Consider the following 14,077-nt stretch of genomic DNA (forward strand, 5'->3'; position numbering starts at 1 on the left):
CGTCTGGCGGTGGGAACCTGCCTGGTGAGGAGCCACCCGACCTGGCGCGGACCGGGTCCACCGCCCGCCGGCCGTCCGTCCCGGGAGGCTCCGTCCCGCTGTCGGAGCGGCTCGGCCGTCGTACCCGGGGCGCCGGCCGGCGGGGCCCGGAGGACCCGTTCCGGAATGCTGTYGGCAGGTGACTCGCCGTGCCCTGACTGGTGGTTGGCCCGCGGTTGTCCGCGCCGACAGGACGGATCCCGTCGGTGATGCCCGGTCCGTGGTCTCCGGAGGGTTCCTCAGCGGGGGGCCGGAGAGCGTGTCCGGGGGAGTCCGGACGTCCCGCCGGAGGTGCCTGACCACCCGTGCCGAGCGGCCCCCGGCCCCCGGCCCGACCGGCAGGGGGAGCGGGGCGCGGTCTGCGGATCAACCGTCTGCGGGCCCACCGGTGCTCGCCGGTAGGCTGGCCACCATGGCCGTCGACCTTTCCGAGGAGATCAAGACTCTCGACGCGACGCTGGCAGGCATCGAGACTGTGCTCGACATCGAAGGTCTGCGTCGTCGTGCCCAGGATCTGGAGCAGGAGGCGGCGGATCCCGACCTGTGGAGCGACCAGGTCCGGGCCCAGAGCGTCACCAGGCGCCTCTCCTCGGTCAAGGGGGACATCGCCCGGGTCGAAGGCCTGCGGCGCCGCCTCGACGACCTCATCGCCGCCCTCGACCTGGGTGACGACGACCTGCTCGCCGAGGCCGCGGAGGGTCTGCCCGCGCTCGCGCGGGACATCTCCGCGCTGGAGGTCCGCACCCTGCTGTCCGGGGAGTACGACGAGCGCGACGCGATCATCCAGCTCTCGGCCGGCGCCGGCGGGGTCGACGCCGCCGACTGGACGGCGATGCTGCTCCGGATGTACCTGCGCTGGGCCGAGCGGCACGGCTACTCGACGGAGGTGTTCGACACCTCCGAGGCGGAGGAGGCGGGCCTGAAGTCGGCCACCTTCCAGGTCAAGTGCCCCTACGCCTACGGGACGCTGCGCAGCGAGCACGGCGTCCACCGGCTGGTGCGGATCTCGCCCTTCGACAACCAGAACCGCCGCCAGACGTCCTTCGCCGGTGTCGAGGTGACGCCGGCCGTCGAGGTCTCCGACCACGTCGACATCGACGAGAAGGAACTGCGGATCGACATCTTCCGGTCCTCCGGGCCCGGCGGGCAGGGCGTCAACACCACCGACTCGGCCGTGCGGATCACGCACCTGCCGAGCAACATCGTGGTGACGTGCCAGAACGAGCGCAGCCAGCTGCAGAACAAGGCCGCGGCGATGATGGTCCTGCAGGCCAAGCTGCTGGAGCGGCGCCGAGCCCAGGAGGCGGCGGAGAAGCAGCGCCTCACCGGCGGGCCGCAGGACGTCTCGTTCGGGTCGCAGATCCGGAACTACGTGCTGCACCCGTACCAGATGGTGAAGGACCTGCGCACCGAGGTCGAGACGTCCAACACCGGTGCGGTTCTCGACGGCGACATCGACGACTTCATTGACGGCGAGATCAGGTGGCGCAGGGCTGCCGAAAAGGACGCATGACCGGATTTTCCGGCTGTTCCCCGGCCTGATTCGGCAATAGCGGTCGCCGGGGAATGGCCGGAAAGAAGTCGGCGCGGTTTACCCGCCGGCACGCGACTGAAACGAGCGGACCGCTTCGCGTAAGAGAAAAATCTTCCGCAGTTCGGGTCATCAACCGGACCATTGCGCTCCACCCTGCCGGGACGGACATCGAGGGATTGGCTCATCGTCCGCGCGCGTGTAGAGTGACGCTCCGTTCGGCGCCGCCGCGCGACGTGGTTCCTGGCTCCCGTCGGCCGCGGCGTGGGGATGGGGGCACCACGTGGATTCGCGGTTTCGTCCTTCGAAGCGCACCAGGTCGAAGTACTGTCGTCCCACGTGCTGCCGAACGAGCTTCATCGACGAGACGGCGGGTGGAATGTCCGAACTCACGGTAGTCGCATCGAGGCGTGACGACCGATGACCGGCATGTCGACGGCCATGGCGGCGTCACCGGGTGGAACGTGGCATCACGGCACCACTGCGGAGGACTCGGCCCCCGGGCCGTCGAGGGCCGTGCTCCCGGTGCTGGTGTACCACAGCATCGGTGACTGCTCCGTCCCGTCGTTCCGCAGGTGGGAGGTACCGGCAGGCGCCCTCGTCGAGCAGCTCGGCAGCCTCGCCGAGCATGGCTACACCATCACCAGCCTCTCCGACGCGCTCGCGAACCCGCGGGAGCGCCAGGTCGCCGTCACCTTCGACAACGGCTTCGAGGATTTCGTGACCAGGGCGCTTCCCGTGCTTGCCGAGTTCGGCGCCGGAGCGACCCTGTACGTGCCGACGGCGTACGTCGGGCAGYGGGCCCGCTGGCTCGAGCCGTACGCGGAGCGCGAGCTGGCCCTGCTCGACTGGCCGAGCCTCGCCGCGCTGACCGACCGTGGGATCGAGATCGGCGCCGCCGGGCACCGGCACGTCGAGCTCGACGTCGTCCCGCCCGCCATCGCGCGCTACGACGTCACCGCGAGCATGCGCACCATCGCCGAGGAGACCGGTCACCGTCCGAGCAGTTTCTGCTATCCGTTCGGCTACCATTCACCCGGTGTCCGGCGGATTGTCGAAAGCGCCGGTTTCGCGTCGGCGTGCGAGATGGGATACCGCATACACCGGCGCAGTCGGTCCCGTTTCCAGGTGAGCCGGCTCATCGTCGGTCGTTCCGTGGGTGCCGCTGACATTATTCGCCTGGTCACCGAGGGGCATCGCGACGCGGCACTGGCCGCCCGCCGCAAACTCAGTGCCGGGTGGCGTGCGTATCGGTCGATCCGTTGGCGCCTCGGCGTGGAAACCGCCTGACGGCTTTCGCGTGGTGAAGCCAGCAGGCCTCCCGCCGGCGGCTGGCCGGGGGTCTTTCCAACCGTCATCCTGAATATTCCGCTGCGGCTCGGAATCCTCCATGGGCGTTCCGCGTGCTGATCCCGCGCCCGCGCCGCCCGGAAGTGCCGAGCGACGCCCGAGGGTGGCATCGGGTGCCACCGCTCGGCCTCCGCCGGGTCTCCGGATCACCCCCGCCCCGCGCCCGGCGCGCGGGCCGGGCGCGGGGCGCGGGCCGGGCCCCGGGTCTGCCCACGCCCGACTGACGCGCGGCCGGGCGGCGGCGAAACTGCCCGGCTTGTCACGACCGTTCGCAGCCGACCGGGGTCAGGACGGACACTGACCAGGCGGGACACAAGGCCGCGGTCAGGCAGGCGGCGCCAGCAGGCGAGGTGGGGGTGGGCGTGTGGAGACACCGGGCGGATGGGTCGCGCTGGTCGGCGGCGGGCCGGGCCGGGCCGATCTGATCACGCTGCGCGGGCTGCGCCTGCTCCGGCGCGCCGATGTGGTGGTGGTCGACCGCCTGGCACCGGCCGAGCTGCTCGACGAGGTGCGGCCGGGTGCTGAGATCGTCGACGCCGGCAAGGCGCCGCACGGACACAACCTCACCCAGACGGAGATCAACACTCTGATCGTGGCGCAGGCTCTGCGTGGCCGCGGCGTGGTCCGTCTCAAGGGCGGCGATCCGTTCGTCTTCGGCCGTGGCGGCGAGGAGGCACTGGCCTGTGCCGCGGCCGGGGTGCGTTGCGAGGTCGTCCCGGGGGTGACGAGCGCGGTGGCTGTGCCCGCGATGGCCGGGATCCCGGTCACCCATCGCGGGATCACCCAGGATGTGGCGATCGTCAGCGGGCACGTCGACCCGTCCCACCCCGGCTCGACCGCCGACTGGGACGCGCTCGCCTCCGGGCCCGGCACGTTGGTGATCCTCATGGGCGTCGCGGCACTGCCCAGGATCAGCGCCGAACTGATCAAGCGTGGGCGATCCCCGCAGACCCCGACAGCGGTGATCCAGGATGGCGGCACCAGCCGGGAACGGCTCGTCACCGGCCCACTGAAGGAGATCACCGGGCTCGCGCAGGACGCCGGGATCTCCTCGCCCGCGGTGATCGTGATCGGCGAGGTCGTCGGGCTGCACGGAAGCCTCGGCCTGAGCCGGGTACCCGACGCCGACCCCGAGCAGTAGCGGCCCCGGCCCCGACGCCGTGCCCGAACCGGGCGGAGTCAGTCGAAGCTGATCCGGGTCAGGCGGGCCGCCTCGTCACGGGTGATGCCGCGGGCGCAGGCCCATCCTTCGGCGGTCAGTGAGCCGTTCCGCAGCGCGGTGCGCATGCGTTCCGCCGACCGTTCGTGCCGCTGGAAGGACCGGTGCGGGACCACCCGCCCGCGCTGGTGCTGCCCGGCCAGGGCGGCGGCCGGCGGCGTCTCCAGGAAGACCAGGTACGCGGGCCGCCCGCGTATCCGCGCCAGCAGGGCGACGGTACGCCGGGCCCATGTCCGCGTGCCGCACTCGTGGATGACCAGATCGCGCCGTGGACCGACGGTCCATGCGGCGATGCGCCAGTAGTGCACGGTGTGGACGACCGGGCGGTACAGGACGTAGGGAATCCGCCCCAGCCGGCGGGCCAGCAGCGCCCGCACCTGCGCCGAGTCCAGCACCACCGGCCCGGAACCGGCCCCGGCCGGCAGGTCAGCCGTCGGGTCGGCGGGGAACACGCGCTGGATGAGGGTGCTCTTCCCCGCGCCCGGAATGCCGGCGACGAGCAGGATCCCGCCGGCGGGGACCGCAAGAACCCAGCCGGCGTCGCCGGGCGTGGCCGTGTTCGGGTGCTCGTCTGCGCCCCCACCCGGCGGTCGAGGGGCGGACAGCGGTGCGGGACCGCCCGGCACGCTGCTAGAACCGGGCGCGGACATCGGTTTCGGCACGGACGGTGACGGTGGCCGCGCTGACCCGCGGCGAAGCGGCTGCAAGCGGCCTCAGATGCGGTAGCCGGCCAGGACCAGCAGTGCCAGCAGGACGGCGCACAGCGCCATCAGCAGCTGCGGGGAGATCGTGAAGGACGAGTGGTGCAGGGATTCGCGCGCAGCACGGCATGAGGGGCAACGCCCTTCGGCGACCGGAGCAGCGCATCTCGCACAGACCAGGTCTTCGCAGCACATGTGCCGTCCTCCTTCGGCCCGGCCCGGCGACCGGCGGGCACCGAGGAGGGCCCGTCACCGGCTGGACGCGATACGACACCTCCACCGTACGCCCGGTCGATGTCGTTCGCCGCCGCACTGCGTGCCGTGAACCCGACGATCGTGGACGCGCGCGGGCGACGGTGCGGGACCTCACCCATCCGACTACGTATCGTGATGGGTCCGACGGGTGGGTAAGGGAGGTCCAGGTGATTCGGCTCGCCTCCGTGACCAAGCGCTACGCCGTGGGAAGCCGGCCGGCGCTGTGCGACGTCAGCACCGAGATCGGTGCGGGCGAGTTCGTGTTCCTGGTCGGCCCCTCGGGCTCCGGGAAGTCGACGCTGCTGCGCCTGCTGCTCCGGGAGGAGCGCGCGACGACGGGGCTGGTCGAGGTCGCCGGGCGCGACGTCGCCCGGATCCCGGACCGAAAGGTTCCGCTGCTGCGTCGCACCGTCGGCTGTGTGTTCCAGGACTTCCGGCTGCTGCCGGACCGGACGGTGGCCGGGAACGTGGCCTTCGCGCTCGACGTCGTCGGGCGTCCGCGTCATGTGGTCCGTGCTGTGGTCCCCGAGGTTCTGGAGCTGGTCGGTCTCACCGGCAAGGAGAAGCGGTTCCCCGATGAGCTCTCCGGTGGGGAGCAGCAGCGGGTCGCCATCGCCCGGGCGTTCGTCGGGCATCCCCAGGTCCTGCTGGCGGACGAGCCGACCGGCAACCTCGACCCCGCCACCAGTGCCGAGATCATGGACCTGCTGGACGACATCAACCAGGCCGGCACCACCATCCTGATGGCGACACACAACGCCGGGCTCGTCGACGCCATGCGCCTGCGGGTCCTGGAGCTGGACGCCGGTCTGCTCGTCCGCGACGAGCGCCGCGGTGGCTACGACAACCCCGACGGCCCGTCCGAGACCAGCCCCGACATCGACACCGGCCCACTCGACACACCCGCGAGCACCGGCCCGCTCGACGTACCCGCACAACGCCCCCGCGTGCAGGCGCCGGCGCCCACGGGCCGGGAAGCAGGCTGATGCGCCCCGGTCCCCTGCTCGCCGCGCTGGTCACCACCCTGCGCCGCAACGTCGCGATGACCTGCGCGGTGGTCGTCACCGTCACGATCTGTCTCGCGATGCTCGGCGCGGGTCTGCTGCTGCGTGCCCAGGCGCACACCGTGGACGACTTCCTGCTCGACCAGATCGAGATCGTCGTCGACCTGCAGGACGGTCTCGACGACGCCGACCGCCAGGCCCTGCGCGACGAGCTCGCCGCCGACCCGCTGGTGGTCGGCGTCACCTACGAGAGCAAACAGGACGTCTACGAGCGGTTCCGCCGCGACTTCCGGACCTCGCCGGACGTCGTGGCGGGCGTCGGGCCGGACGACCTCCCGGCGTCCTTCAGGCTCGCGCTCACCGATCCACGGGACGCCGCCGTGATCGTCGAGACGTACACTGGCCGCGACGGTGTCGAGGCCGTCCGGGACCAGCGTGCCCTGCTCGGCCCGCTGTACCGTTTCCTCGACGCCTTCACCCTGGGCGCGTTCGTTCTGGCGGCCGTGCAGGCCGTGGCCTCGTTCGTGCTCATCTACACCATGATCAGAATCTCTGCCCACGCACGGCGGCGGGAGACGGCGATCATGCGGCTGGTCGGCGCGACCAACGCGGCGATCCGGGCGCCGTTCATGCTGGAGAGCGCGCTCGCCGGCCTGCTGGGTGGGCTCCTGGCAGTGGGCGCTCTGGTGCTGGCGAAGATATATCTGGTGGACGGACGATTCGCCCGCCAGACAATGTTCCCACTGTTCGGATGGGACGCGGTGTGGGTGGCGGCCGCGACAGTGCTTGCCGTCGGAGTCACGGCCGCGGCGGGCATGGCGTCCGTCGCGCTGCGCAGACACCTGCGGGCGTGACGGCGCCCCACGATGGTGTGACGGACCGTGCGACGGACGGGAAGCAGGGCTGACGGCAGTGCCGAAGGAAACCGGGCGCAAACTGATCGCGCAGAACAAGCGCGCCCGCCACGACTACGACATCCTCGACACCTACGAGGCCGGGGTGGTGCTCATGGGCACCGAGGTCAAGGCGCTGCGCGCCGGCCGGGCGTCCCTGGTCGACGGCTTCGCCCAGATCGCCGACGGTGAGATCTGGCTGCACAACGTGCACATCCCGGAGTACACCGAGGGGACGTGGACGAACCACGCCCCGCGGCGGCGCCGCAAGCTCCTGATGCACCGCGCCGAGATCGAGAAGCTGATCGGGAAGACGCAGGAGGGCGGCCTCACGATCGTCCCCCTCTCGCTGTACTTCAAGGACGGCCGGGCGAAGGTCGAGGTGGCCCTTGCCCGCGGGCGCAAGAACTACGACAAGCGCCACGCCCTCGCCGAGCGGGACGCGACCCGGGAGATGGCCCGGATCATGGGCCGGCAGGCCAAGCGTCGCGGCTGATGACCGCCGCCGGCGGCACCGCCGCTGTTGACGACGCCGCCGCCGCGCGGCTGACCACCTTCGAGGCGCTGCTCAGCCCGCTCGGCACGGAGCTGCTCGCGACGGCCGCCGCTGCCCTCGCCCGCGGGTCCGAGCTCGCGGACGGCACCCGCCTGCGGGCTGCCGGCCACCCGCCCGAGCTGGTGGCGGCGGCGTTCGGCCAGGCGGAGCTGCGGTCCCGCGCGGCCGCGAAGTTCCCCGCCGCCGACCAGATGTTCTTCACCCGCCCCGGGTTGGAGCAGGCGTCGTCGCACCGCGCCGCAGCCCACCGCGCCGCCCGCTTCGCCGGCCGTGGCCGGCTTGCCGACCTGTGCACCGGAATCGGCGGCGACCTCATCGCCCTGGCCGCCGAGCACCCCGTCCTCGCCGTCGACCGAGATCCGCTGCACCTGCGGATGGCCGTCCACAACGCCGCGGTGGCGGCCGCCGTCGACCCCGTCTCCCGTTCCGGCGTCCGTGAGCGTGGCCGGGTGGAGCCGTGCGAGGCCGACGTCCGGGAGGTCGATCTGCGCGGCGTCGAGGGATTGTTCGTCGACCCGGCGCGGCGCGGCGGCGACCAGCGGATGGCCACCGGCACCAGTGAACCGCCGCTCGGCTGGTGCTTCGCCCTGGCCGACCGGGTCGAGGCCGTCGCCATCAAGGCCGCCCCCGGCCTGCGGCTGGATGTCGTGCCTCCCGGCTGGGAGATCGAGTTCGTCGCGGACGGGCGGGGCCTGAAGGAATCCGTGCTCTTCGCCCCCGCACTGGGGACGGCGCCCCGGCGCGCCACCGTCCTGCTGCGAAACGGCGAGGTGGCGACGCTGACGGGCGAGCCCGACGGCTCCGGCGACCGCTCCGGCGACCGCTCCGGCGACCGCTCCGGCGACGTCGCCGACGATGCCCTCGCCGGTGATCCGGCCGGCGGGCTCCCGCTGCGCCCGCCCGGCCCGTTCATCCTCGACCCCAGCCCGGCCGTCACCCGGGCAGGCCTCGTCGGCACTCTCGGCCGGCTGGTCGACGGCTGGCAGATCGACCCGCGGATCGCGTTCCTCGGCATCGACCGCCCGGTCGCCACCCCGTTCGCCCGGGTACTGCGGGTCGAGGCCGAGATGGCGTTCGACGTCCGGCGCGTCGCCGCCGCCGTGCGGGCCGCCGGCGTCAGCGCGCTCGACGTCCGCCGCCGGGGCCTCGCGGGCGATGTGGACGCGATCCGCCGCCGGCTGCTGCCCGCCCGCCGTCACCTGGTTCCGCACGGCCCGGCGATGACCGTGCTCATGACCAGGGTGCGTGACGCCCCCTGGGCCATCCTCTGCACCGAGCTCACGGCCGCACAGACCGGGCAGGCGGAGGCGCCGGAGGGGGTGTAGGGGGTGGCGGCGGAGGGTCCGACACCCGCCGCGGATGAGCCTGGACCAGCGCCGGCCGGGCGGTGACCAGCCCGAAGCTCGTCGCCACCAGCACCAGTCCGCAGATCAGCGGGAACAGCGTGGACATCCGCAGAAAGCCCAGTGCGCCCACCGCCGCGCTGCCCAGCAGCAGGGCCGGACCGGCCAGCTGCCGCAGCCCCCGCGACCCGCGGCCACCGCCGAGCCGGGTCTGGATGGCGAACGTCGTGATCGTCGTGGTCAGCACGTTCGTGGGAATCTCCGGCCTCGCCAGCCGCTGCGCCGTCGCGTGCTGCAGACCCATCCCGAAGGCCAGCATCGAGACCAGCATGTAGTCGGCGGGGGAGGAGTGGGTTTTGATCAGGCGGCCGCCGGCGTCCACCGCGACCTGCAGCTCCTCGCTGAGCGGGAACGCGGCGAAGATCAGCGCCGTGGCGACCAGCACGGCCTGTACGAGGGTCACCGTCCCCAGCCACAGCCGGGCATGATGATCGAAACGGGTGCCGATCCGCCCGCCGACCAGCGCGCCAGCCACGAAGCAGAGCAGCGCGTCCAGAGAGAGCACACCGGAGATACCGCTGGCGCCGGCCAGCGAGAATCCCAGTACGGCGACGTTGCCCGTCATGTTCGCCACGAAGACCTCGCCGAGCCCGAGGAAGGTCATCGAGTCGATGAGGCCGGTCAGCGCCGTCATCGTCAGCAGCAGCGTGGTGATCCGCCGCTCGGCGTGGCGGGAGACCGTCGCGGTCGCCCCCTCGGCGGCTCCCTCGCAGGCCGCAGTCGCGGTGGTACGTGCCGCGCGCTGTCTCCGTCTCTGCCGGGTGCGCCTGCGCCGAGGGCTGCCGAGTGAGCGCACCCGGTGAGTATCGTGGCCGGCACATCCGGTGCCCCCGGCCGACGCGCGGGCGTCCGGCGCCTTCCCGGCCCGGTCAGAGGCGCAGCGGACGGATGGGCGCGGCGATCAGGGCCGGGTTGTTGCGCCAGTCGACGCCGGGCATGTCGACGTACAGCTCGATCTCGTTCCCGTCCGGGTCGTAGATGTAGAGGCTGTGCGTCACCGTGTGGTCCGATGCGCCGGCGATCCGCACTCCGGCCTGCGAGATCCGCTCCAGTGCGGCGCGCAGCTCGTCGTCGCTGTCGCCGACCTTCAGCCCGAAGTGGTACAGCCCGACGCGACGTCCGCGAGGCAGCTCCGCGGCGTCCTCACCCACCTCGATCAGCAGCAGCTCGTGGTGCGTCCGCCCCGAGGAGAACCCGGCGGCCGGGAAGCCGAGCAGGCCCTCGGGGTCAGCCGGATCCGGGAAGACCTGCGGCCAGCCCAGGACATCCCGGTAGAAGGCCGCCGACCGTTCGAGGTTGCGCACGTACAGCACCAGATGTCCGAGCTCCTTGATCTCCATGGCTCCTCCAGGTTCCGCGTCGACATCCTTGAACGTTCAACTATAGGGATGTCGGGGATGTTCCGCGCCCGGTAGGGCCCCTCTCCGGCGTCCCCTCCTGGTGTCGACCCGAGGGCGATGGGCTCCGGCCGTCGGGTCCGGGCCCTGGCGCGGATGCGGCGCGGGCGGAAACGCGGTGGCGGTGTCCGGGTGGCGTGTGGGAACATCGGCGTGGTGGTCGTCGTTGGACCATCTGGAGGCCGGGCATCATGCCGGCGCTCCGGTAGGGTAAGGATGTTGTCACACAGCCAGGGGGTGACCGGCTTCGACTCCGGACGTCGAGGCAGGGGAAGCGGGCCGAGGATGAGCGGTTATCTCGTAAACGATCCGTTCAAAACAATAGCTGCCACTAAGACGCAGCCTGCTACCTCCGCTTACGCCCTCGCGGCCTGAGCAGAGACCAAGTAGCCGTCAGCCTGGGAGTTCCTCCGGCCCAGGATCTGGCGTCGACAGGAGGATCACCGTCCCACCCGGTCGCGGGGTGAGTCGGGAAATCTAACAGCGGCTGAGCCTGCGCCGGCTTGCCTGCGGGACCGGCGGGGCTGAGAAAAAACAAGCAGGCTGCGCCCGGAGAAGCCCTGTGTCGGGGCCGGAGGACGCGGGTTCGATTCCCGCCACCTCCACCACGATGAGTAACGATGCCCTGACCTGGGCAAATAGGTAAAATCTATGAGATCCGATGGTTGATCGAATAGAAGATGTCCAGGTCGGGGCATTGATCGTTTGGTTCGATTCCCTAAACGTGTCGGCGGACCTTGGTTACGGGGAGTAGTTGCGGGGGGTTGGTCGGCTGGCCAGTCAACGCGAGGTGTAGTTGGTGCGGGCCCGTTGCGGCCCGATCGGAGTAAATCGGTGAGTAGCGCGTAGCGGGGCATGATCGCGCTCGGCGCCGCGTGATTGGGCTGAGGGCGTTCTGGGTTGGGGTCGTACAGTCGTCGGCCGTGGCCCGTTATGTGCAGATTGCAAATGATCTGGCGTGTCGTGTGCGCTCCGGGGAGCTGACGGCGGGTGCGGAACTGCCGGGGGTGCGGGAGTACGCGCGGGTGCTGGGGACGACGTCGTCGACGGTGGTGCGGGCCTACCGGTATCTGGCGGATGGTGCGGTGATCACGCTGGCGGATCGGCGGCGGGCTCGGATCGCCGGGGATGGTGCGATCGCGGCGGCGCGGCTGTTGGAGCCGGAGCGGGTATTCCGGCTGGCGGRCAGCGACGATCCGGCGTTGGGGGTTCTGCTCGGTCGGCTCGGTGCGCTGGTGGAGCCGGTGGGGGTGCGGGGGAGTTTTCCCGGGCTGCGGGCGGTCGCGCGGGGTGAGGCTGACGGCGCGGTGATCCATCTACGGCATCGTGACGGGGTGTACAACGAGGCGTTCGTGCGGGCGGTGCTGGGCGGCGAGGAGCCGTACCTGTTGCATCTGTGGCGGCGCGAGCAGGGCCTGATCGTCCCCGCTGGTAATCCGCATGGGCTGGCCTCCGTCGCTGGGATCGGCGGCCGGCAGGTCGCCCGACGCGAGATGGGGGCGGGGACCCGGGTACTGCTTGATCAGCTGCTGCTTGCCGAGGGGATCGCCCCGGACGCGGTTGCCGGACCGGAACTGTCCTCGCATATGGAGATCGCGTTCGCGGTCGCCCTGGGGATCGCCGACGTGGGGGTGGGGGTACGGGCAGGGCTGGCGGATCTGGGGCTGGAGTTCGTCCCGCTGCTGTGGGAGCCGTACGAGATCGCTCTCGGGCGGGAGGCGTTGGGCGCGGCCCGGCCGCTGCTCACCGCGCTGCGGGACCCCGCCCTACATCGAGCGGCCACGGCACTGGGTGGCTATGACCTCGCCCACACCGGCACGGTCCGGCCGGTCGGCCCGGACCGTGCACGCGAGGGATAGCCCTGCGGTTGTTGGTGCGGACAGTGGTAGCACAGATCGCACCGAAGATCATTATATGCGGTGCGAGGGAGGAAGAACAGTCTGCACCTGCGGCTCTTGATCCGGTCTCCTTTCTTATGTGCGTAGGCAGGCGGAAAGTGAGGCGGCGGCCGGATCGGTGCCGGAAGCAGCGATCGGTACCCCGGAGGAGTCGGTTGGTCGTCGGCCGTGGCTGACCCCGGGGGTGGGGGGGATCGGGACGGCGAGTTTCCTGGCCGACGTTGGTCATGAGGTGCCGACCGCGCTGATGGCCGGTTTCGTCACCTCGACGCTGGGTGCGCCGGCCGCCGCGCTGGGGGTGATCGAGGGCATCTCGGACGGGCTGGCTGGTGCGGGCCGGTTCGTCGGGGGTGCGCTGGCCGATGATCGTCGGCGGCGCCGGACGGTCGCGGTGGGTGGCTATACCACTACCGCTGTGCTGTCGGCGCTGATCGGGGTGACGACGTCGGCGGTGCAGGCGGGGGTGTTGCGTGGGGCGGCGTGGGCGGCTCGGGGGCTGCGGGTTCCGGCCCGTAATGCGCTTCTTGCCGATGTGGTGCCTGCCGCCGCCTATGGTCGGGCTTACGGGTTCGAGCGGACCATGGACAATCTTGGGGCGATCGTGGGCCCGCTGCTCGCGCTCGGTCTGGTGTCGCTGGTCGGCGTGCGGACCGCGATGCTGCTGTCAGTTGTTCCAGGGTTGCTGGCCGCGGTCGCGATCGTCTACGCGATCCGGCAGGCGAAGCTGCCCCGCGCCGGTGAGCGTCGCCGGCTGCGGTTCCAGGTCCGGCCGGTGTTGCGCGGGCAGCTCGGGCGGGTGCTGGCCGGGTTCACCGCCTTCGAGGTCGGCAACGTGGCTGCTACCCTGCTGATCCTGCGGGCTAGCGACCTGCTGGCCCCTGGCCACGGCACGGACGCGGCCACCCGGATCGCGATCGGTCTGTACATCGCCTACAACGTCGCTGCCACGATCGCGTCGTTTCCCGCCGGAGGGGTCTCCGACCGGCTGGGCCGCCGTGGGCCGCTGCTGGTCACGGTCGCCGGCGTGACGGCGTTCCTGCTCTCCTACCTGCTGTTCGCTGTGTCCGGGCCGCAGGTCTGGCTGCTGGGTGCCGCGTTCGTGCTGGCCGGGGTCGGCATCGGGTGCGCGGAGACCGCGGAGCACGCGGCGGTCGCCGTGTTCGCTCCCGAGAAGATCCGTGGGTCGGCGTTTGGACTGCTCGCCACCGTGCAAGCGGTCGGGAACATCGCGGCCAGCGTCGCCGCCGGGCTCCTCTACACGGTGGCCTCACCCACGTTCGCGTTCGGCTACCTCGCGGCCTGGATGGCGCTCGCGCTCACAGTGCTCCTGTGGGCGACGCGGAAAACCCCTGGCTCGGAGCCGGTTCGCGCCCGTCGGCCCACACACTCCTGAACCGGGCCTACTGGGGTGGGCTGAACACGGCGGCGAGGGCAACGAGTGCTTCGGGGACGGCGCGGTAGTAGGCCCAGACGCCGCGTTTGTCGCGGGTGATCAGGCCGGCGTCGACGAGGACTTTGAGGTGGTGGCTGATGGTGGGTTGGGTGAGGCCGAGGGGTTCGGTGAGTTCGCAGACGCAGGCTTCGCCGCCGTCCCGGGCGTAGATCATCGACAGGAGTCGTAGTCGGGTGGGGACGGCGATGGCCTTGAGGACGGCGACCAGGGTGTCGGCTTCCTCGGCGGACAGCGGTGCGCGGGACAGCGGGGTGCAACAGGCCGAGATCGCCCCTGCGAGACCCGGCGGGCTGTCGGCCGTCGCGCCGAGGACCGGCAGGGTCGCCGCTGCGGTGGTGGTCGCCATGCCTCCAGCATGCCTCAGCTATTGACAGGCGT

General features: G+C 71.5%; 14 protein-coding genes and 1 other RNA gene. 10 read left to right on the top strand and 5 right to left on the bottom strand.

Going from position 1 to position 14,077, the window contains the following annotated elements; genetic code table 11:
- Positions 1-451 precede the first annotated feature (451 nt).
- From prfB to cobA, 3 genes are all read left to right on the top strand, one after another.
- A complete protein-coding gene (prfB, locus tag CC117_RS25620) occupies positions 452-1,552 on the top strand; it encodes a peptide chain release factor 2 (RefSeq protein ID WP_071088583.1) in 1,101 nt (366 codons plus the stop codon).
- 438 nt (positions 1,553-1,990) lie between these two features.
- Positions 1,991-2,860, top strand: coding sequence for a polysaccharide deacetylase family protein (locus CC117_RS25625; RefSeq protein ID WP_071088510.1), 870 nt, complete (start codon positions 1,991-1,993; stop codon positions 2,858-2,860).
- A 424-nt stretch (positions 2,861-3,284) separates the two neighbouring features.
- Positions 3,285-4,061, top strand: a complete 777-nt coding sequence (cobA, locus tag CC117_RS25630; RefSeq protein ID WP_071088512.1) for a uroporphyrinogen-III C-methyltransferase — start codon at positions 3,285-3,287, stop codon at positions 4,059-4,061.
- Positions 4,062-4,099: 38 nt separating this feature from the next.
- Here cobA and CC117_RS25635 read toward each other — a convergent pair whose 3' ends face one another.
- The gene (locus CC117_RS25635) at positions 4,100-4,765 is read right to left on the bottom strand and encodes an AAA family ATPase (protein ID WP_071088514.1); all 666 of its coding nucleotides are present in this window, start codon (positions 4,763-4,765) and stop codon (positions 4,100-4,102) included.
- 87 nt (positions 4,766-4,852) lie between these two features.
- Positions 4,853-5,035, bottom strand: coding sequence for a hypothetical protein (locus CC117_RS25640; protein ID WP_071088515.1), 183 nt, complete (start codon positions 5,033-5,035; stop codon positions 4,853-4,855).
- 227 nt (positions 5,036-5,262) lie between these two features.
- On the opposite strand from CC117_RS25640, the gene ftsE reads away from it, so the two are divergent.
- Genes ftsE through CC117_RS25660 form a run of 4 tightly spaced genes read left to right on the top strand, consistent with a single transcriptional unit; the run spans position 5,263 to position 8,873 of the window.
- On the top strand, positions 5,263-6,081 hold the full coding sequence (ftsE, locus tag CC117_RS25645) for a cell division ATP-binding protein FtsE (protein ID WP_071088517.1): 819 nt from the start codon (positions 5,263-5,265) through the stop codon (positions 6,079-6,081).
- Complete coding sequence (gene ftsX / locus CC117_RS25650) at positions 6,081-6,953, top strand: permease-like cell division protein FtsX (protein WP_071088519.1); 873 nt, start codon at positions 6,081-6,083, stop codon at positions 6,951-6,953. Before ftsE ends, ftsX begins: the two co-directional genes overlap by 1 nt.
- A 58-nt stretch (positions 6,954-7,011) precedes the next feature.
- Positions 7,012-7,488: an SsrA-binding protein SmpB gene (smpB, locus tag CC117_RS25655; protein WP_018638655.1), complete on the top strand. Its 477-nt coding sequence runs from the start codon at positions 7,012-7,014 to the stop codon at positions 7,486-7,488.
- Complete coding sequence (locus CC117_RS25660; RefSeq protein WP_071088521.1) at positions 7,488-8,873, top strand: THUMP-like domain-containing protein; 1,386 nt, start codon at positions 7,488-7,490, stop codon at positions 8,871-8,873. The genes smpB and CC117_RS25660 overlap by 1 nt, the downstream gene beginning before the upstream one ends.
- Here the strand turns inward: CC117_RS25660 and CC117_RS25665 are convergent.
- A complete protein-coding gene (locus CC117_RS25665; RefSeq protein WP_241830417.1) occupies positions 8,827-9,747 on the bottom strand; it encodes a YoaK family protein in 921 nt (306 codons plus the stop codon). The two genes, CC117_RS25660 and CC117_RS25665, sit on opposite strands and share 47 nt — an antisense overlap.
- Positions 9,748-9,820: 73 nt before the next feature.
- Positions 9,821-10,291 carry a VOC family protein gene (locus CC117_RS25675; protein ID WP_071088526.1) on the bottom strand — a complete coding sequence of 157 codons (471 nt, stop codon included), beginning with the start codon at positions 10,289-10,291 and terminating at the stop codon, positions 9,821-9,823.
- A gap of 290 nt (positions 10,292-10,581) precedes the next feature.
- Between CC117_RS25675 and ssrA the strand changes: the two genes are divergently transcribed.
- The 3 genes from ssrA to CC117_RS25690 all read left to right on the top strand — a co-directional run bounded on the left by ssrA (position 10,582) and on the right by CC117_RS25690 (position 13,639).
- Positions 10,582-10,956, top strand: a transfer-messenger RNA (tmRNA) gene (gene ssrA / locus CC117_RS25680).
- A gap of 327 nt (positions 10,957-11,283) precedes the next feature.
- A complete protein-coding gene (locus CC117_RS25685; protein ID WP_256385413.1) occupies positions 11,284-12,207 on the top strand; it encodes a substrate-binding domain-containing protein in 924 nt (307 codons plus the stop codon).
- Between the two features lie 157 nt (positions 12,208-12,364).
- Positions 12,365-13,639, top strand: coding sequence for an MFS transporter (locus CC117_RS25690; RefSeq protein WP_071088528.1), 1,275 nt, complete (start codon positions 12,365-12,367; stop codon positions 13,637-13,639).
- A gap of 7 nt (positions 13,640-13,646) precedes the next feature.
- Here CC117_RS25690 and CC117_RS25695 read toward each other — a convergent pair whose 3' ends face one another.
- A complete protein-coding gene (locus tag CC117_RS25695) occupies positions 13,647-14,045 on the bottom strand; it encodes an ArsR/SmtB family transcription factor (RefSeq protein ID WP_071088531.1) in 399 nt (132 codons plus the stop codon).
- Between the last annotated feature and the right edge of the window lie 32 nt (positions 14,046-14,077).

The organism is Parafrankia colletiae (assembly GCF_001854655.1).
Taxonomy (GTDB): Bacteria; Actinomycetota; Actinomycetes; order Frankiales; family Frankiaceae; genus Parafrankia; species Parafrankia colletiae.

What these genes read in the sequence shown, in the direction of transcription:
- CC117_RS25640 (WP_071088515.1), bottom strand. Translation starts at nt 5,035, where the DNA reads ATGTGCTGCGAAGACCTGGTCTGTGCGAGATGCGCTGCTCCGGTCGCC.
- prfB (WP_071088583.1), top strand. Translation starts at nt 452, where the DNA reads ATGGCCGTCGACCTTTCCGAGGAGATCAAGACTCTCGACGCGACGCTG.
- CC117_RS25695 (WP_071088531.1), bottom strand. Translation starts at nt 14,045, where the DNA reads ATGGCGACCACCACCGCAGCGGCGACCCTGCCGGTCCTCGGCGCGACG.
- ftsX (WP_071088519.1), top strand. Translation starts at nt 6,081, where the DNA reads ATGCGCCCCGGTCCCCTGCTCGCCGCGCTGGTCACCACCCTGCGCCGC.
- CC117_RS25675 (WP_071088526.1), bottom strand. Translation starts at nt 10,291, where the DNA reads ATGGAGATCAAGGAGCTCGGACATCTGGTGCTGTACGTGCGCAACCTC.
- CC117_RS25660 (WP_071088521.1), top strand. Translation starts at nt 7,488, where the DNA reads ATGACCGCCGCCGGCGGCACCGCCGCTGTTGACGACGCCGCCGCCGCG.